The following is a 16,970-nucleotide window of genomic DNA, read 5'->3' as shown; positions in this document are numbered from 1 at the left end:
ATTGCCGGCAGGTGCCCGCTAGAAGAGCACCGTAGCGAACGTGCCCACCTGGCGGAAGCCCACACGGTCGTAGGTGGCGCGCGCCTTGGTGTTGAACTCGTTGACGTACAGGCTGGTGACCGGCGCCAGGGTCTGCGCGAGGACGACGACGGCGGCCATATAGCCCGCGCTCAGGCCCAGGCCGCGGAACTCGGGATTCATCCAGACACCCTGAACCTGGGTGACTTCCGGTGTGACGGCGCCCAGTTCGGCCTTGAAGATCACCTCGCCGTCGGCGTTGAGGTGCACGAGCGAATGGCCCTGACGGATGAGGCTCTTGACGCGGCGGCTGTAATACTCCCTGCCGCCAAGGTAGGGCGAGTAGCCCACTTCTTCCTCGAACATCGCGGCGCAGGCGGGCAGGATCCTGTCGAAGTCGGCCAACTGGCCAAAGCCCAGCGCGGGCTCGGGCCGGACGGCGGGCGGGCCCTGGATGGTCAGCAGGGGCTGGTCATCGCGTACTTCGTGGGCTGACTGGCCGAGCTGCTCCAAGGCCGCATAGAGGGCCAGGACGGTCTCGGCGGGGCCAAAAATCGAAGCGTAGCTGCGCCCGGAACGGTGCGCGGCCATGGCCACGACACCGGCGAGGTCCGGGTCCAGCTGCACCGGCACCAGGTTGGCGCCGGCCCAGCAGGCGCCAAGAAGCGTGCCGCCGTCGAACACGCCAAAGATACTGGCGCCCCCTGCCGTGGGGGATGCCGTACCCGCGGATTCCAGGTGCGACAGGATAAAGACATTGGCGACGGCGTCCCGATGAGCCAGCGCCAGCAGTTGTCCGGTGTCCGCGCCACCGAGGACGCGGACTACGACGCCGGGAGCGGCGCCGTCCCTACGAGACGCTAACCACGGGGCTACCCTTGACAGCATCTTCGCCATCGGCGTCCCCCATCTCTTCAGCGATACGCATGGCTTCTTCGATCAGTGTCTCAACAATCTGGTCCTCGGGGACAGTCTTGATGACCTCGCCCTTCACGAAGATCTGGCCCTTGCCGTTGCCCGAGGCGACACCGAGGTCGGCCTCGCGGGCCTCGCCCGGACCGTTCACGACGCAACCCATGACAGCCACGCGCAGCGGGATCTCCATGCCTTCCAGGCCTGCGGTGACCTGTTCGGCGAGCGTGTAGACGTCCACCTGGGCGCGGCCGCAGGACGGGCAGGAGACGATTTCCAGTTTGCGGGGGCGCAGGTTGAGCGACTGCAGGATCTGGTTGCCCACCTTGATTTCCTCGACCGGCGGGGCCGATAGGGAGACGCGGATGGTGTCGCCAATCCCGCGGGAGAGCAAGGCGCCAAACGCGGTGGCCGACTTGATGGTGCCCTGGAATGCCGGTCCGGCCTCGGTGACGCCGAGGTGCAGCGGCCAGTCGCCTTTTTCAGCCAGCATCTCGTAGGCGGCCACCATGATGACGGGGTCGTTGTGCTTGACGGAGATCTTGAAGTCGTGGAAACCGTGCTCTTCAAAGAGCGAGGCTTCCCAGACGGCGGATTCGACGAGGGCTTCCGGAGTGGCCTTGCCGTACTTCTTCAGGATGCCGGGTTCCAGGGATCCGGCGTTGACTCCGATCCGGATGGAGGTGCCGTGGTCCTTCGCGGCGCGGGCGATTTCCTTGACCTGGTCATCGAACTTGCGGATGTTGCCCGGGTTCACGCGCACGGCGGCACAACCGGCCTCGATCGCGGCGAAGACGTACTTCGGCTGGAAGTGGATGTCCGCGATCACCGGAATCTGGGACTTCTTGGCGATGATCGGCAGCGCCTCGGCGTCGTCGGCAGACGGGCAGGCGACGCGCACGATGTCGCAGCCGGACGCGGTGAGCTCAGCGATCTGCTGCAGGGTGGCGTTGATGTCCGTCGTCGGCGTCGTGGTCATGGACTGGACGCTGATGGGCGAGTCGGAACCGACACCCACAGATCCGACCTTGATCTGGCGCGTCTTCCGGCGGGGGGCAAGGACGGGGGGCGGTGCTGACGGCATTCCCAGGCTGACCGAGGTCACGTGGACTCCCTTTTTGGTATCGAGGTATCGAAGGCGGAGGCGGAACGGGCTAGGCGGCGTGCTCGGCCAGGAGACCGGTCAGCGGCGCCCACACAGTGGTGCGGGTGCCCGAGATGGCACCGGCGGCGGCGAACGGGTCCTGCCGCAGGAGGTCGTTCAGGGCCGCTTCGTCGGCAGCCTTGAAGATGAGCAGCGCACCCGCACCATCGCCGTAGGGGCCGCTCGCGAGCAGGTCGCCCTCGCGGGCAAGTTCCGCAGTCCATGCGCGGTGCGCCGGGCGGCTGGCATCGCGGACCTCGGAAGATTCGGCGTCGTACACGTACTCCACAGCAAAAACAGTCATATGGATACACTATCGCCCAGTTTGCCCGGTTCCCATCCGGGGCCGCCCTGCGCCCGGTCAGCCGAGGAAGAGGACCTTGGTCAGAGCGGCGACACCGGATGCCCAGAGCAGGGACGTCAGCGTTCCGATGATGAACCGCTCGGCGGCCACCGGGGTGGCCTTCAACTCCGCGAAACGGCCAAGGCCCTTGATGGCCACGACATAGGCAATGGCGACGGGCTGGCCGGCGAGAATGGCCAGGCACACTGCGAACCGTTCCAGTACTCCGATAATGGCGCCGCCCCGCAGGATGCGCGCGTTGCTGACCGTGTCAGCGTCCCCGGCAGGCTCCGGGACGGCCTGCGCGGCCGGCGCAGCCTGCGCAGCGGCGTCCGCTGCGGGCTGGGGGCTCTCGACGTCGGCGGTTGAGTCGGCGGCGGGATCCACGACTGCAGCGTCGCCGGCACCCGTGCCGGCGACCCCCGCGGCGTCAGCCCGGTCGTCAATGGTCCGCGCGAGCCGGAAGACCAGGGCGGTGACCGGCCAGCCGACGAAACCGGCCGTGAGCAGGGCCAGGGTGATCCAGAGGGCGTTCACCGGTCTCCTTCTGTGCTGTCGTCGGCAAAGGACAGCAGCATCGCGGCCGCCGGCCTCGCCGCCCATTCTTCCTGCCAGCCGGAGCGCAGGACGGCGCGGCTCACCGATTGCTCCGTGATTCCGAGTTTCTGCGCAGCGATTTTTTGGGTGCCGTGCGTGCCGTGGCTGCCGGACTGTCCGTCCCGCACCGAACGCAGCGCATCCACCACCTTCCACTGCGCCACGGTCCGGTCCTGGACCAGGCGTCCGATCAGCCGCAGCACCGCCTCCGCATTGGCGCAGGCGCCAGGCCGCCGGCCGCTGCCGGCGACCACGGCGAGCGGCACGTGGGCTGCCGCGGCCTTGGCCCGGTCAACTGCGGCCCGGGCTGCCACGAAGGCAGGGCCGGAGCCTTCCCGCGGACTGGCGGGCAGCGGCTGGTCCACCTCCCCCACCCCGATCCCGACGTACCAGCGACCGCTGCGCAGTGCGTGCAGGGCAATCTCCACTACCTCGTCGGGCTGTTCCACGACGCCCTGGACCTCATCGCCCACCGAGCGCTCAAAGCGCCCCGCGGTGGAGAGCGCACCCAGTTCCTTCAGGAGGTCGGGGACCCGGTCGACGTCGCCCGTACTGCCGCGCTGGTCGATTGTCATGACGTACATGGCCCCAGCCTAGAGAGGTGATTCTCAATAATCAATCACTTTCAACTGATTACTAAAAATCAGCCGAAATAAGCTAATGAAGGAAAATCAGCGGAATTGGGATGGGAAGGAGAGGCCGGGCTGACAGGCCTGGACTGACCGCGCGCCATCCGGGGGCACTTCGACACGAAACGCCGGGCGCCCTCGTCCATGTCGCCGCCGGACCGCGGCAAAGTGCCCCCGCGCCGCAGGGCTGAGCACGCGGACAAAGCCGTTGAACCTCGCGGGACATCTCCGCAGCCACGAGGGCCGCCGCGTCACCCGAAGAGGTTGACCGGTTTGACGATGTCCGCGTAAATCAGCAGCGCTCCCATGCCCATCAACAGGACGGCCACCACGTAGGTCACCGGGAGCATCTTGGCGATATCGAAGGCGCCGGGGTCCGGACGGCCGAACAGCTTGGCGACCTGGCGGCGGCCTCCCTCGTACAGCGCGCCGGCCACGTGGCCGCCGTCCAGCGGCAACAGGGGAATGAGGTTGAAGACGGCCAGGGCGAAGTTGAGTCCGGCCAGCAGACCTACCAGGGCGGCGAAGCGGGACTGCAGCGGAACATCTTCCATGGCGGCGACCTCGCCGGCCACGCGGCCCACGCCCACCACACTGATGGGTCCGTTGGGGTCCCGGGGTTCCTCGCTGAAGGCCGCCTTGGCCACGCCGGCCACGCGGTCCGGCAGGTTCACGATCACCCCGGCAACCTGCTTGATGTTCTCCCCCGCCATCGGCAGCACGGCAGACGCCGGCTGCTGGACGAGTGCCGTCTGGGCGCCGATGCCGAGGAACCCGACGTCCTGGTACTGGAGCTTTCCGCCAGCGTCCTTGGCCTGCCGGCCGTCGGCGCCGATCACCGGACGGGAGGAGAGCACTGGCGTGACTGTGGCGGTGACCGTGGCGCCGCCGCGCTGCACGGTGATGCTGACCTGTTTGCCCGCCGAGGCGCGGATCCAGCCGGTGAGTTCATCCCAGCTGGTGACTGCCTTGCCGTCGAAGGAGGTAATGGTGTCGTTCGGCTTGAGCCCGGCTGCCGCCGCGGGGGTGAGCTTGCAGGCGGCGGAATTCGGGTCCACGGTCTCGCCCGCCTTGACCTGGCATTTGGAGACGTCAGCGATGGTGGTGGTCTGGCTGGCGACGCCGAATCCCATCAGCAGCACCCCGGTCAGCACGACGCCGATCAGCAGGTTCATTGCAGGGCCGCCGAGCATGATGATGATCTTTTTCCAGACCGGCAGACGGTAGAAGACCCGCTTCTCGTCGCCCGGGCCGATTTCCTCATGGGCGAGGGAGCGGGCATCGGAGGCCAGGGACTGGAACATGCCGGTGCTTGACGTGCGGACCGTGCCGTCTTCCTTGTTCGGCGGGTACATCCCGATCATGGACACGTAGCCGCCCAGCGGGATGGCCTTGAGGCCGTACTCGGTTTCGCCGCGCTTCCTGGACCAGACGGTGGGTCCGAACCCGATCATGTACTTGGTCACGCGGACCTTGAACAGCTTGGCCGGCAGCAGGTGCCCGACTTCGTGCAGGGCGATGGACACGGCGATGCCGATCGCCACGAAGACGACACCGAGGATAAAGAGGAGGACGGGGCTCATGTGCGTGATCTGCTGCTTCCTAGACGCTTCTGACGGCTAAACGTTCGTGGGTGCGGGCGCGTGCCCATCTTTCAGCATCCAGTACCGACTCCACCGTCAGCCCGGAGGATCCTGTGTGTTCCCTGAGGACGGCTTCGATGGTATCGACGATGTCGGTGAACCGGATCTGCCCGGCATGGAAGGCCATCACGGCTTCCTCGTTGGAGGCATTGAACACGGCGGGGAAGGTGTTGCCCTGCCGCGCGGCGTCTTTGGCGAGGCCGACGGCAGGGAACGCCGCGGCGTCCAGCGGCTCAAAGGTCCAGCTGGTGGCCTGGGTCCAGTCGCAGGGCCGGGCAGAGCCGGGGACGCGGTCCGGCCAGCCGAGACCGAGGGCAATGGGCAGGCGCATGTCCGGCGGCGAGGCCTGGGCGATCGTGGAGCCGTCGACGAACTGGACCATGGAGTGCACCACGGACTGCGGATGGACCACGACGTCGATCCGCTCCAGCGGGATGTCGAAGAGCAGGTGCGCCTCGATCACTTCGAGGCCCTTGTTCACGAGGCTTGCCGAGTTGGTCGTGACCATGAGGCCCATGTCCCACGTGGGGTGGGCCAGGGCATCCTGCGGCGAGACATCGTGGAGCTGCTCCCGGGTCCTGCCGCGGAACGGCCCGCCCGAGGCCGTCAGGATGAGCCGGTCCACTTCCGCTGCGGAGCCGGAGCGCAGGCACTGGGCAATCGCCGAATGCTCCGAATCCACCGGGACGATCTGGCCCTCGCGGGCAGCTGCCTTGACCAATGAGCCGCCGACAATCAGGGACTCCTTGTTGGCCAGGGCCAGCGTGGCACCGGATCTGAGGGCGGCCAGGGTGGGGGCGAGCCCAATGGAGCCGGTGATGCCGTTCAGGACGACGTCGGCGGTGATTTCCGCGATCCGGGTGGAGGCATCGGGTCCGGTGATGAGTTCGGGGCTGTACCCGAGGAGCCCTGCCGCGCGGGCGGCGTCGTGGATCATGTCCCGGAGCGCGGAAGCGTCTCCGGCGGCGACGCCGATGGCCTGGGCGCGGGTGTGGACGGCCTGCCGGGCCAAGAGTTCGAGGTTGCCGCCGCCGGCGCTGAGGGCGACGACCTCGAAAAGGTGCGGGGCGCCGTCGACGACGTCAATCGCCTGTGTGCCGATGGAACCGGTGGACCCGAGGATGACGATCTTGCGCGGCTGCATGATTCAAGTATCCCGTACCGCGCTCGTGCTCGAGTTGCGCCGCGGCCAGCATCTAGTTGGCATGTCACGGCAGTCCCGGCGCGCAGCGCTGCCGCGAAGTGCGCACCCGGCGCCCGCCTGGCTCTGCCTGCGGCCGCATGGTTCTGTCTGCGACAGCACGTTGACGCCGGGAACCGCAGGCGTAACGTGGGGATCGTGGAGTGGACGGCCTGGCTGGACGCGCCGGAGTACGAGTTCGCCCGGCAGGTATTGCAGCGCGGCGTCGCCATCCTGTACTTCGTGGCGTTCCTTTCCTCACTCAACCAGTTCCCGGCACTCCTCGGCGAGCGCGGGCTGTTGCCGGTCCCCGATTTCCTGGCAGGTTCCAGCCGGCTGCGCAGGCCCACCCTGTTTAGCTGGCGTTACTCGGACCGGTTGCTGCGCACGGTGTGCTGGAGCGGGATGGCGATTGCCGCCACGCTTGTCTTCGGGTTGCCGCAGCTTGGCCCGCCCTGGGTTCCCCTGCTGGCGTTCCTGGCGCTGTGGCTGTTGTACATGTCGATAGTCAACGTGGGGCAAACGTTCTATGGCTTCGGCTGGGAGATGCTGCTGCTCGAGGCCGGGTTTACCGTGGCGTTCCTCGGCTCCGACCAGACTCCCCCGCCCAGGACCATCCTGATCCTGCTGGCCTGGCTGGTGTTCCGTCTTGAGTTCGGTGCCGGCATGATCAAGATCCGGGGCGGGCGGGAGTGGCGGGATCTGACTGCCCTGTACTACCACCACGAGACCCAGCCGATGCCCGGCCCGCTCAGCCGGCAGGCGCACCTGCTGCCCAAGGCGTGGCACCGGCTGGAGGTCCTGGGCAACCATTTCGCCCAGCTGGTGGTGCCGTTCTTCCTCTTTGCCCCTCAGCCGCTGGCCAGCGTGGCCGCGGGCATCATTGTCTTCACCCAGCTCTGGCTGGTGGCGAGCGGGAACTTCGCCTGGCTCAACTGGATGGCGATCCTGCTCGCCTTCGCCGCGGTCAGCGATCCGGTGGCGCATGCCGTGATCCCGGCGATTCCGCTCGACTGGCACTCGGAGGCCTGGGGAGCCGGCGCTCCCGCCGGCGCCGGCAGCCAGGCGCCGGTCGCGTGGCTGGTGGTGGTGCTCTTTGGCACCGTCCTGCTGCTCGTGCTCAGCTACCGCCCGATCCAGAACCTGCTCTCCCATTACCAGCTGATGAACGCCGCCTTCAACCGCTGGCAGCTCGTGAACGCCTACGGCGCCTTCGGCACAGTCACGAAGCAGCGGATTGAAATCGCGGTGGAAGGCACCCTCGCCGCGGAGCCTGACGACACTGCGGAGTGGCGGGAGTATGGCTTCCGCGGCAAGCCCGGGGATGTCCGGCGGATCCCGCGCCAGTGGGCGCCCTATCACCTCCGCCTCGACTGGCTGATGTGGTTCCTGCCGCTGCGTACCGTGCACGAGAGGTGGTTCTACGCGTTCCTGGCCAAGCTGCTGGAGGCCGACCGCCCCACGCTGCGCCTGCTGCGGATGGATCCGTTCGACGGCGAACGGCCCCGCTGGGTGCGGGTCCGCAGCTACCTGTACCGCTTCTCCACCCGGGCGGAGTTCCGGGAGTCGGGCCAGCGCTGGATCCGGATCCCGCTGCAGGAGTCGATTCCGCCGCTGTCTCTGCCGCCGGGGCGCTGAAGCCTGCCCGCTCAAGGCGCTATGGTGCCCGGAGGCTGTAGCGGTGTTCGGGCCTCCCCGTGGTGCCGCAGCGCAGGTTGACGTCGGCTAGAACAGTGGAGGTGGTGCACCGTTCGGCTACGGCACAGTGTAGGTGTTCAGCGGCCGGCCGGTGCCCCCGTACGTGAGGTCCAGGGTGAGGAGGCCCTTGCGTTCCAGTGCGCTGAGGTACCGCTGGGCCGTCGGGCGGCTGATCCCGAGCTGGGTGGAAATCTCGGCAGCGCTGATGGGACCGCCGGCGGCGCGGACGGCGTCGAGCGCTTTTTGCATGGTGGGCTGCAGGCGGGGGGCGGGGGCGGCGGGCCGGACCCCGGCCGAGCGGGCCTTGTAGAGGCTGTCAATGGTTGCCTGGTTCGCGGTTGATGCGGATTCCAGCTCTTGCCGCCACTTCTGGTACGCCTCCAGCTGCGTGCGGAGGCGGTCAAAGCTGAAGGGCTTGACGAGGTAATAGACTGCGCCGCTGCTCATGGCTGACTTGACGGTGGCCAGGTCCTGGGCGGCGGTGATGACGATGCAATCAACCTGGGTTCCGGCCACCTGCAGGGACCGCAGCAGAGAGAGCCCATCCTCATCCGGAAGGTGCACGTCCAGCAGGAGCAGGTCCGGGTGCAGGCGGGCGATTGCTTCCCGCGCGGCTGCGGCACTATACACCTGGCCCACGCATTCGAAACCGTCAACCTTGGCCACGCCGGCAGCGTGGATTCCGGCGACCCTGAAATCGTCGTCAACCACTAATGTCTTGATCAGCATCTGCCCTCCTGTCCTTTTCCGCAATGAGCGGGTCTGCCGGCAGCCACACCTCAAAATGGCCGCCTGGCCCCGGGAACACGTCGAGGGTTCCTCCGGCCCGGTGCACAATCCTCCTGACCAGGGCCAGCCCGATTCCACGCCGCATGCCGGGCCGCGGGTCCTTGGTGGAATAGCCGTCCACCAGCACGTTGTCGATCTTATCTGCCGGGACGCCGGGGCCGTTGTCACGCACGGCGATGAAAACTCCGTCGGCGTCATCAAACTCCACCGTCACCGTGCGCGGCCGGGGCGTGTTGGCCAGCGCGTCCACGGCGTTGTCCAGGAGGTTGCCGACGATGGTCAGCAGTTCCGACTGGTCAACTTGGGGATGCTCCAGCCGGGACTCGGCGGTCACCTCGATGTGCACGTCCTGTTCGGCGGCAACGGTGATCTTGGCCAGCAGCAGTGCTGCCAGTTCCGGCGGCGCAATTCGTGCGCGCAGCCTTTCGCCGAGCGACCTGGACATGGTGGATAGTTGCGAGACGTAGCTTTTGGCCTGCTCCACTTCCCCCATCTCCAGAAGGCCGTCGACGACGTGCAGCCGGTTGGCGTATTCGTGCTCCAGTGCGCGCATTGCCTCCATCAGACCCTGGGTGGAGTGCAGGTCCCGGACCAGGGCCTCGATCTCGGTGCGATCCCGCAGGGTGACGACGGAACCGATGCTCCGCCCAGAGGTCGAGACGGGCATGCGGTTGACCACCAGCAGCGCGTCCTTTGTCAGCGCCACCTGGTCGTCGCCGGACAGCTTGCCGGTGAGCAGGTCCTGGAGCCGCCCGTCCGGAATCAGCTCAGCAACCGGTTTTCCCAGCGCGGGCTCATCTATCTGGAGCAGCCGGCGGGCTTCCCCGTTGATCACCGTCACCCTCCCGTCGTCGTCAAGCCCGACTACGGCCTCCCGGATCCCGTGCAGCAGCGCCTCTCGCTCTTGCAACAGGGAGGCGATCTCGGCTGGTTCGAGGTTGAAGGTGACACGCTTGATCCTGCGGGAGAGCAACAGCGAACCGCCGATTCCCAGGGCCAGGACCAGGGCCGAGAACCCGGTGATCAGCCAGATGTTCTGGATCTGGTTGTCCAGGACCTTGGCTTCCTCAATGCCTACCGACACCTGGCCGATGACCGAGCCGTCCGCCCCGAAGATCGGGGCCTTGGCGTTGGCCGACATGCCCAGGCTGCCTGGGTCGAACCCCAAGTGTGTTTTGCCGTCCAGCACGGCGACGGGTTCCTCCAGTTTGTGGCCGATCAGTGCGGGGTTCGGGTGTGAGAACCGGGTGCCGTTGCGGTCTGTAACTACAACGTAGGCGGACTGCGCGGCGGAGGTGATCTCATGGGCGAGCCCGTCGATGATGTGCGTGGGATCCCCGGCTGCCATGGCGGAGCGGATCTCGGGCATCTGCGCGGTGGTGCTCGCAATCCCCAGGGCACGCAGTTGGTACTGCCGGTCCAGGGTCTGATTGCTGATCAGCGTGAACAGAACCCCGCCCAGGACGACGGTGAGCAGCAGCAACAGGAGGGATGACCGGAGGATCTGGGCGGTCAAGGTCGAGGAATGGCCGTCGGCCCGGAGTCGCTGTGCCACTGACGCGCGGCTCATGGGAATCCGCACCCTGGCCGGGGATCTACGCTCTTACAGAAAACGCACAAAACGTGCACTTTTGCGGCTAAAGCGCACAACTTACTGAAGACTTCTGGCACGAACAAGCACTTCCTAAGCTTGCCATAGTTCCCGTGATCCACATCACGGACGTGAGGGATTCCCGAGAAAGGGCGACGGTGACAAGGGTGTCAGAACTCCAAAGAAGCAGTCGCACGCCACCGGAACTGGCATTACGGCCCCCACAGGCTACTGGAAGCCGACGTACCTGACACACCACGGCGGCGTGTCCCGTAACGAGCGGTCACAAGAATCGAAAGACAGAGAGGTCTTAGCGTTATGGATGCTAAACATCCCAACCGGCCGCCCGCGGCCCCCGAGGGAGCAGAGGACGCGGCAGGCATCGACATCGTCGGGTTGACCAAGCGTTACCTCACGCCCAAGGGCGAGACATTCACTGCCATCACTGACGTGACGCTTAGGGTCGAACCCGGCCAGTTCTGCGCGATCGTCGGACCGACGGGCTGCGGCAAGTCCACGACGCTGGCCCAGGTCTCCGGCCTGGAACGGCCAAGCGCCGGCTCGGTGAGCGTCCACGATCAGATCGTCGACGGCATCACCAAGGGTGTCAGCTACATGTTCCAGGCGGACGCGCTCTTCCCTTGGAAGACGGTCCTCGGCAACGTGTTGATCGGCCCGGTCCTGCTCGGCACGCCCAAACGCGAAGCCACCGTGCTCGCCAGGGACTGGCTGCGCCGCGTGGGTCTGGCCGGCTTCGAGGACCGCTATCCGCACCAGTTGTCCGGGGGCATGCGAAAGCGCGTCGCCATGGCGGCGGCGCTGATCAACAACCCCCGGATCCTGTTGATGGACGAGCCGTTCGGCGCACTCGACGTGCAAACCAAGGCCATCATGCAAAACGAACTGCTGACGCTCTGGGAGGAACTGCGCCCCTCTGTCCTGTTCATCACGCACGACCTCGACGAGGCAGTGGTCCTCGCCGACAAGGTAGTCATCATGACCAGCAGCCCCGGCACAATCAAGGATGTTTTCGACATCGATCTGCCCAGGCCGCGCGGTGATGTCCAACAGATCCGCCACGAGGAGCGCTTTCTGGAGCTGCAGGGCCGGATCTGGGAATCCCTGAAAGACGAGGTCACCCGGGCCTACAAGCAATCGGCAGGTGCAGCGGCATGACGACGACAACGGCAACCCATCGCGGTGCTGTCTCAGACAAACAAGCGATCGAGAATCACGGCTCCGCCCGGCGTACCATGAACCGCCGCACCACATGGATCTGGATCGGCCGTATCGCCCTCGCGGTGGTCGTGATCGGCGGCTGGCAGTGGTTCACGGAAGAGGGATGGGTCGACAAGTTCTTCTTCGGCCAGCCCTCCGGAATCTGGAACAGCCTGGTCAATCTCTTCACTCAGGGCACGGCCTTCGGCACCATCTGGGAGAACCTCGGGATCACGGTCCAGGAGGCGTTCATGGGCTTCCTGCTCGGCACGCTGGTCGGCGTCGTCCTCGGGATCCTGCTGGGCTCGAACAAGTACCTCTCAGCCGTCGTCGGCCCGTACATCCGGATAGTGAATTCAATCCCCCGAATCGTGCTCGGCTCCATCTTCATCGTCGCGTTCGGCCTTGGAACCTTCCCGAAGGTGCTGCTCGCGGCGGTCCTGGTCTTCTTCGTCGTCTTCTTCAACGCGTTCCAGGGCGTCCGTGAGGTGGATCAGAACCTGGTCGGGAACGTGCGCGTGCTGGGTGCCTCGCCGCTCCAGGTCGCTGTACACGTGACGATCCCCTCGGCGATGACATGGATCATCGCGAGCCTGCACACCGCGTTCGGTTTTGCGATCATCGGCGCGCTCGTCGCCGAAGTACTTGGCGCCCAAAAGGGAATCGGCTTGATCATCAGCCAGGCACAGGGGACCTTCGACCCCGACACGGTCTTCGCCTGCATGGTGATCATCGCCGCGGTCACGCTCGGCGCCGAAGCCCTTATCACCGTGCTCGAGCACAAGCTGCTCAAATGGCGGCCACCGAACCGTTCCGAAGCCCAGGCCATCTGAAAATCCCCGTCACTCATTCCACCCTATTGACAAAAACCGCCACCATCCCACGGACAACAAAAGGAAACGTGCCCCAATGATGAAGCACAAAATCTACGCCGTCGCCGCCGCCGGAGCGATCGCGCTCAGCCTCGCCGCCTGCGGCGGCAACTCCGGAAGCGGCAACGCCGCCGCCGGAGGTTCCACAGCAAGCTCGGCCGATACGCCCACCGTCAAGTTGATGGTCGGCGGCATCGACAAACAGATCTATCTGCCCTACCAGCTCGCCGAACAGCTGGGCTATTACAAGAAGTACGGAGTGAATGTCGAGCTCTCGACCGAGCAGCAGGGCGGCGTTGGCGCGGAAGACGCGATGGCGTCCGGCCAGGTGGACATGACCGGCGCCTGGTATATCCATACCGTTGACTTCCAGTCCAAGGGCAAAAACGTGATCAACCTCGTGCAGCTCTCCGGCGCGCCGGGCGAACGATTGATGTGCGCGACCAACAGCGGCATCCACTCGGCAGCCGACCTCAAAGGCAAGACCGTGGGCGTCACCGACCTCGGTTCGGGAACCGATGAGCTGACCCAGTTCATCGCCTCGAAGGCCGGTCTCTCGAAGAATGACTACCACACGATTGCCGTCGGCGCCGGAGCCACGGCCATCGCGGCCATCCAGCGCGGCTCCGCCGACTGCGTCATGACCACGCAGCCGACCGTGGGCGCACTCGAGAGCAAGAACCTCGCATACACCGCCGTCGACCTGGCCACCGCCGACGGCGCCAAGGCCGCCCTCGGCGGGGAGGCGCCAGCCGCGGGCCTCCTGGCGCAGGCCGACTGGGTCAAGACTCACGAGGACGCGGCGCAGAAGGTTGTCAACGCGCTGGTGGCCACCATGCAATGGATCAACAGCCACTCGGCCGCGGAAATTGCCGACAAGCTGCCGGCTTCCTACGTCCAGAACAACACCATCAGCAAGGACCAGTACGTGTCCGCCCTGAATCAGGACAAGGGTCAGTTCCTGCCTGACGGCATCATGCCGGCGGGCGGCCCCAAGGTGATCTTCGAGATGGAAAAGACGATCGGCGTCGACACTTCCAAGGTCACCATCTCCAACACGTTCACCAACAAGTACGCTCTCGCTGCGAACAAACTGGAAGGCTACACCCCCACCACCACGGCCGCCGGCGACAACGGCTGACCTAATCCCCACATAGAAGTTATCGGCGTCTCGACGCCACCGAGCAAATGACGACTCTCGGCCGGCCTGTGTGGTACGCCACACAGGCCGGTCGACCCTCCGGCTACGCCCGCAGAAAAGCAGCGGCAGCCGGACCAAGGAAACTGGGAACCGTCCCCAGGCGCACCCGCCACGTCGTTGCGGGAGTTCCTAGACTGTGCGCCCTGCCCGGCGGAGGGTGGACTCGGCGTGCTTGAGGATGGGCCCGTCGATCATCCTGCCCTTGAACTGGAAGACTCCCGTGCCTGCGGCGGCGGCAGCGTCGAGCAGCTCGGCGGCCGCCGCGACCTCGGCCTCGGTTGGGGCGTAGGCTTCCCGGACGACGGCCACCTGGTCAGGGTGGATGCAGGCCTTGGAGGAGAACCCCGAGGCCACGGCGTCGCGGGCCTCGAGCGCGAGCCCGGCGAGGTCCGGGATGTTGACGTAAACGGCGTCGATCGCGTCCTTGCCGAAAGCGCCGGCGGCCAGGAGCACGCTGGAGCGGGCATGCAGCGCGACGGCCCGGTAATCACCGTTCTCCGTTCTGCTGGAGGTCCCGCCGAGCGACGCCAGCAGGTCTTCCGCACCCCACATGAGGGCCACCACGTTGGGTTCGGCGGCGATGGCGGCGGCGTTGAGGACGCCGACGGCCGTCTCGCAGAGGGCGATGACGCCGTAGCCCTCGAGTTCCTTCAGCTGTGCGGCGTTCTCGGCCTTGGCCAGCATGATGTGCCGGTAGGGCGTGTGCTTGAGGCAGTGCATGTCTTTTTCGAACTCGTCCGTGCCGGCGGGGTTGACCCGGATGATGGTGCGGCTCGGATCCAGTTCCGGAACGTCGCCGGCGGCGCCGAGCTGGGCGAGGATGGCGCCGCGGGCCCGCTGTTTGTCGGCGGGGGCGACGGCGTCCTCGAGGTCCACGATCACGGTGTCGGCGCGCTCGGCGGCTTTTTGGTACCGCTCGGGGCGGTCGGCGGGGCAGAACAGCAGGGCGGGACCCATCAGGAAACTCATGTCTCTATTGTCCCCTTTTGCGCCGCTTCCAGCTCGGCAGCTGCGTGGGCCTCGCGTGTCCACATCAGGCAGCTGCGAGCGGCGAGGGCCACCACGTCGCCGTGCTGGTTGCGCCCGGTGTGCTGCATCGTCACGATGCCCTGGCCGGGACGGGACGCGGACAGCCTTTTCGCGGTGACTACCGTCTCCGTATACAGGGTGTCCCCGTGGTAAAGCGGGCGGGGAAAGGACACGTCCGTCAGGCCGAGCTGGGCGATGATGGTGCCCTGGGTCAGCTGGGGCACGGACTGGCCCACGACGGTGGCCAGGGTGAACATCGAATTCATGAGCCGCTGGCCGAACGGCTGCCCGGCGCTCCAGGCCGCGTCGAGGTGCAGGGCCTGGGTGTTCATCGTCATGGTGGTGAAGAGGACGTTATCCGTCTCGGTGACGGTCCGGCCGGGCCGGTGGGCGTAGACCACGCCCTCTTCCAGCTCGTCGAAATAGAGGCCGCGCTGTTCAATCACCCGGGGGCTGCCGGTGCCCGTGCTTGTGCCAGTGCCTGGCGATGTCGTGCCGGTGTCACTCATACGGTCAGTTCCTGGTCTTCCTCGAAGAGTTCGGCTCCGGTGGCCGCCACGACGTCCTCCACGGACACGTTCGGCGCCAGTTCGCGCAGCACCAGCCGGGACTGCCCGCCGTCGGTCACGACGTCGATCACGGCGAGGTCGGTGATGATCCGGTCCACGCAGCCTTTGCCGGTCAGCGGTAGCGTGCAGGCGTCCACGATTTTCGGCTTGCCGTTGCGGTCCACGTGATCCATCATCACGATCACTTTTTTGGCACCGAACACGAGGTCCATGGCGCCGCCCATGCCTTTGACCATTTTTCCGGGGATCATCCAGTTGGCGAGGTCGCCGTTCGCGGCGACTTCCATGGCACCGAGTACGGCGACGTCGACGTGGCCGCCCCGGATCATGCCGAAGGAGGCGGCGGAATCGAAGAACGCGGCGCCCTTGTTGACCGTGACGGTTTCCTTGCCGGCGTTGATCAGGTCCGGATCGACCTGCTCGTCCGCCGGGTACGGCCCGACGCCGAGGATGCCGTTCTCGGAGTGCAGCACCACCTCGACTCCGGCCGGGATGTAGTTCGGGATCAGAGTCGGCATCCCGATGCCGAGGTTGACGTACTGCCCGTTGCGCAGTTCCTGCGCCACCCGGGCGGCCAGTTCATTGCGGGTCCAGCCCTTGCTCTCAACACCGGCAGGATGCTCGACGGCTGCGGGCCGGTATTCGTGGCGGACGGCTTCGGGACGGGGCGGGGCGCCCTGGGCGTTGTTCGTTTCCACGACTATGCTCCTGCCTGCTCTGGTAACTGTTTTGTTGCGCCGGAGGCGCCGGCGGCCACTGCCACCGTCCGCTTTTCAATGCGCTTTTCGCCGTGCGGGGCCAGCACCACGCGCTGGACGAAGATTCCCGGGACGTGGACGTGCTCCGGGTCCAGCTTCCCCGGTTCCACGAGTTCCTCGACCTCGGCGATCGTTATCCTCCCGGCCATCGCGCACAGCGGGTTGAAGTTCATGGCGGTGGCGTGGAAGACGAGGTTGCCGTGCCGATCACCTTTCCAGGCGTGCACGAGTCCGAAGTCGGGGGTCAGCGATTCCTCCAGCACGTAGTCCGTGCCGTTGAAGCTGCGGACTTCCTTCGCCGCTGAGGCGATCGCGACGTTGCCCCCGGCGTCGTACTTCTGCGGCAGCCCGCCGTCGGACACCTGCGTTCCGACGCCGGCCGGCGTGTAGAAGGCGGGGATGCCGGCGCCGCCGGCGCGCAGTTTTTCGGCCAGGGTTCCCTGCGGGGTGAGGACCACCTCCAGTTCGCCGGCGAGGTATTGCCGGGCGAACTCCTTGTTCTCCCCCACGTAGGAACTGATGGTGCGCCGGATCCGGCCGTCTTTGAGCAGGATCCCAAGGCCCCAGTCGTCCACGCCGCAGTTGTTGCTGACGGTCTCCAGGTTCGTGGCGCCGCCCCGGTGCAGGGCCTCGATCAGGGCGACCGGAATGCCGCACAGCCCGAAACCGCCGACGGCGAGCGAGGCGCCGTCGTGGATGTCCGCGACGGCCTCGGCAGCGCTGGCAACAACTTTGTTGATCATCAGTGATCCTTCCCTCGACGGTTGCGGCCAGCGGGC

Annotated in this window: 17 protein-coding genes; 4 read left to right on the top strand and 13 right to left on the bottom strand. The window is 66.4% G+C overall.

Going from position 1 to position 16,970, the window contains the following annotated elements; genetic code table 11:
- Positions 1 to 18: 18 nt before the first annotated feature.
- The 7 genes from BLR03_RS03995 to dxr all read right to left on the bottom strand — a co-directional run bounded on the left by BLR03_RS03995 (position 19) and on the right by dxr (position 6,430).
- Entirely contained in the window at positions 19 to 906 is an 888-nt protein-coding gene (locus tag BLR03_RS03995; protein WP_091250025.1) for a GNAT family N-acetyltransferase, read from the bottom strand.
- Complete coding sequence (gene ispG / locus BLR03_RS03990) at positions 869 to 2,035, bottom strand: flavodoxin-dependent (E)-4-hydroxy-3-methylbut-2-enyl-diphosphate synthase (RefSeq protein WP_091249715.1); 1,167 nt, start codon at positions 2,033 to 2,035, stop codon at positions 869 to 871. The genes BLR03_RS03995 and ispG overlap by 38 nt, the downstream gene beginning before the upstream one ends.
- Before the next feature lie 49 nt (positions 2,036 to 2,084).
- Complete coding sequence (locus BLR03_RS03985) at positions 2,085 to 2,378, bottom strand: YciI family protein (protein ID WP_091249712.1); 294 nt, start codon at positions 2,376 to 2,378, stop codon at positions 2,085 to 2,087.
- Between the two features lie 57 nt (positions 2,379 to 2,435).
- Positions 2,436 to 2,954, bottom strand: a complete 519-nt coding sequence (locus tag BLR03_RS03980; RefSeq protein WP_091249709.1) for a hypothetical protein — start codon at positions 2,952 to 2,954, stop codon at positions 2,436 to 2,438.
- Positions 2,951 to 3,598, bottom strand: coding sequence for a MarR family transcriptional regulator (locus BLR03_RS03975; RefSeq protein ID WP_091249706.1), 648 nt, complete (start codon positions 3,596 to 3,598; stop codon positions 2,951 to 2,953). The genes BLR03_RS03980 and BLR03_RS03975 overlap by 4 nt, the downstream gene beginning before the upstream one ends.
- Before the next feature lie 296 nt (positions 3,599 to 3,894).
- Positions 3,895 to 5,226 (bottom strand): M50 family metallopeptidase, encoded by a 1,332-nt coding sequence (locus BLR03_RS03970; RefSeq protein WP_091249703.1) that lies wholly within the window; start codon positions 5,224 to 5,226, stop codon positions 3,895 to 3,897.
- 19 nt (positions 5,227 to 5,245) lie between these two features.
- On the bottom strand, positions 5,246 to 6,430 hold the full coding sequence (gene dxr, locus BLR03_RS03965; protein ID WP_091249700.1) for a 1-deoxy-D-xylulose-5-phosphate reductoisomerase: 1,185 nt from the start codon (positions 6,428 to 6,430) through the stop codon (positions 5,246 to 5,248).
- A gap of 195 nt (positions 6,431 to 6,625) precedes the next feature.
- Between dxr and BLR03_RS03960 the strand changes: the two genes are divergently transcribed.
- Positions 6,626 to 8,104, top strand: coding sequence for a lipase maturation factor family protein (locus tag BLR03_RS03960; protein ID WP_091250022.1), 1,479 nt, complete (start codon positions 6,626 to 6,628; stop codon positions 8,102 to 8,104).
- 117 nt (positions 8,105 to 8,221) lie between these two features.
- On the opposite strand, the gene BLR03_RS03955 is transcribed toward BLR03_RS03960, so the two are convergent.
- Together BLR03_RS03955 and BLR03_RS03950 are read right to left on the bottom strand one after the other, a co-directional pair.
- Positions 8,222 to 8,893, bottom strand: a complete 672-nt coding sequence (locus BLR03_RS03955; protein ID WP_217639736.1) for a response regulator — start codon at positions 8,891 to 8,893, stop codon at positions 8,222 to 8,224.
- Entirely contained in the window at positions 8,868 to 10,523 is a 1,656-nt protein-coding gene (locus BLR03_RS03950) for an ATP-binding protein (protein ID WP_091249697.1), read from the bottom strand. Before BLR03_RS03950 ends, BLR03_RS03955 begins: the two co-directional genes overlap by 26 nt.
- 339 nt (positions 10,524 to 10,862) lie before the next feature.
- Between BLR03_RS03950 and BLR03_RS03945 the strand changes: the two genes are divergently transcribed.
- From BLR03_RS03945 to BLR03_RS03935, 3 genes are all read left to right on the top strand, one after another.
- On the top strand, positions 10,863 to 11,720 hold the full coding sequence (locus BLR03_RS03945; protein WP_091249694.1) for an ABC transporter ATP-binding protein: 858 nt from the start codon (positions 10,863 to 10,865) through the stop codon (positions 11,718 to 11,720).
- Positions 11,717 to 12,595, top strand: a complete 879-nt coding sequence (locus BLR03_RS03940; protein WP_091249692.1) for an ABC transporter permease — start codon at positions 11,717 to 11,719, stop codon at positions 12,593 to 12,595. The genes BLR03_RS03945 and BLR03_RS03940 overlap by 4 nt, the downstream gene beginning before the upstream one ends.
- A 76-nt stretch (positions 12,596 to 12,671) precedes the next feature.
- Positions 12,672 to 13,775 (top strand): ABC transporter substrate-binding protein, encoded by a 1,104-nt coding sequence (locus BLR03_RS03935; RefSeq protein WP_217639735.1) that lies wholly within the window; start codon positions 12,672 to 12,674, stop codon positions 13,773 to 13,775.
- Between the two features lie 189 nt (positions 13,776 to 13,964).
- Here BLR03_RS03935 and BLR03_RS03930 read toward each other — a convergent pair whose 3' ends face one another.
- Genes BLR03_RS03930 through BLR03_RS03915 form a run of 4 tightly spaced genes read right to left on the bottom strand, consistent with a single transcriptional unit; the run spans position 13,965 to position 16,934 of the window.
- Positions 13,965 to 14,804: an HpcH/HpaI aldolase/citrate lyase family protein gene (locus BLR03_RS03930; RefSeq protein ID WP_091249689.1), complete on the bottom strand. Its 840-nt coding sequence runs from the start codon at positions 14,802 to 14,804 to the stop codon at positions 13,965 to 13,967.
- Complete coding sequence (locus BLR03_RS03925; protein WP_091249686.1) at positions 14,801 to 15,373, bottom strand: MaoC family dehydratase; 573 nt, start codon at positions 15,371 to 15,373, stop codon at positions 14,801 to 14,803. Before BLR03_RS03925 ends, BLR03_RS03930 begins: the two co-directional genes overlap by 4 nt.
- Positions 15,370 to 16,131: a CoA transferase subunit B gene (locus BLR03_RS03920; protein ID WP_091249683.1), complete on the bottom strand. Its 762-nt coding sequence runs from the start codon at positions 16,129 to 16,131 to the stop codon at positions 15,370 to 15,372. The genes BLR03_RS03925 and BLR03_RS03920 overlap by 4 nt, the downstream gene beginning before the upstream one ends.
- A gap of 2 nt (positions 16,132 to 16,133) precedes the next feature.
- Entirely contained in the window at positions 16,134 to 16,934 is an 801-nt protein-coding gene (locus BLR03_RS03915; protein ID WP_091249682.1) for a CoA transferase subunit A, read from the bottom strand.
- Between the last annotated feature and the right edge of the window lie 36 nt (positions 16,935 to 16,970).

It is taken from the genome of Arthrobacter sp. ok909 (assembly GCF_900104405.1).
In the GTDB taxonomy this organism is placed as follows: domain Bacteria; phylum Actinomycetota; class Actinomycetes; order Actinomycetales; family Micrococcaceae; genus Arthrobacter; species Arthrobacter humicola.
Note: the sequence above shows the minus strand (reverse complement) of the source record. Positions and strands in the feature narration are given on the sequence as shown.

What these genes read in the sequence shown, in the direction of transcription:
- BLR03_RS03955 (WP_217639736.1), bottom strand. Translation starts at nt 8,893, where the DNA reads ATGCTGATCAAGACATTAGTGGTTGACGACGATTTCAGGGTCGCCGGA.
- BLR03_RS03925 (WP_091249686.1), bottom strand. Translation starts at nt 15,373, where the DNA reads ATGAGTGACACCGGCACGACATCGCCAGGCACTGGCACAAGCACGGGC.
- BLR03_RS03940 (WP_091249692.1), top strand. Translation starts at nt 11,717, where the DNA reads ATGACGACGACAACGGCAACCCATCGCGGTGCTGTCTCAGACAAACAA.
- BLR03_RS03970 (WP_091249703.1), bottom strand. Translation starts at nt 5,226, where the DNA reads ATGAGCCCCGTCCTCCTCTTTATCCTCGGTGTCGTCTTCGTGGCGATC.
- BLR03_RS03975 (WP_091249706.1), bottom strand. Translation starts at nt 3,598, where the DNA reads ATGTACGTCATGACAATCGACCAGCGCGGCAGTACGGGCGACGTCGAC.
- BLR03_RS03945 (WP_091249694.1), top strand. Translation starts at nt 10,863, where the DNA reads ATGGATGCTAAACATCCCAACCGGCCGCCCGCGGCCCCCGAGGGAGCA.
- BLR03_RS03915 (WP_091249682.1), bottom strand. Translation starts at nt 16,934, where the DNA reads ATGATCAACAAAGTTGTTGCCAGCGCTGCCGAGGCCGTCGCGGACATC.
- BLR03_RS03985 (WP_091249712.1), bottom strand. Translation starts at nt 2,378, where the DNA reads ATGACTGTTTTTGCTGTGGAGTACGTGTACGACGCCGAATCTTCCGAG.
- BLR03_RS03950 (WP_091249697.1), bottom strand. Translation starts at nt 10,523, where the DNA reads ATGAGCCGCGCGTCAGTGGCACAGCGACTCCGGGCCGACGGCCATTCC.
- BLR03_RS03935 (WP_217639735.1), top strand. Translation starts at nt 12,672, where the DNA reads ATGATGAAGCACAAAATCTACGCCGTCGCCGCCGCCGGAGCGATCGCG.
- BLR03_RS03995 (WP_091250025.1), bottom strand. Translation starts at nt 906, where the DNA reads ATGCTGTCAAGGGTAGCCCCGTGGTTAGCGTCTCGTAGGGACGGCGCC.
- dxr (WP_091249700.1), bottom strand. Translation starts at nt 6,430, where the DNA reads ATGCAGCCGCGCAAGATCGTCATCCTCGGGTCCACCGGTTCCATCGGC.
- BLR03_RS03930 (WP_091249689.1), bottom strand. Translation starts at nt 14,804, where the DNA reads ATGAGTTTCCTGATGGGTCCCGCCCTGCTGTTCTGCCCCGCCGACCGC.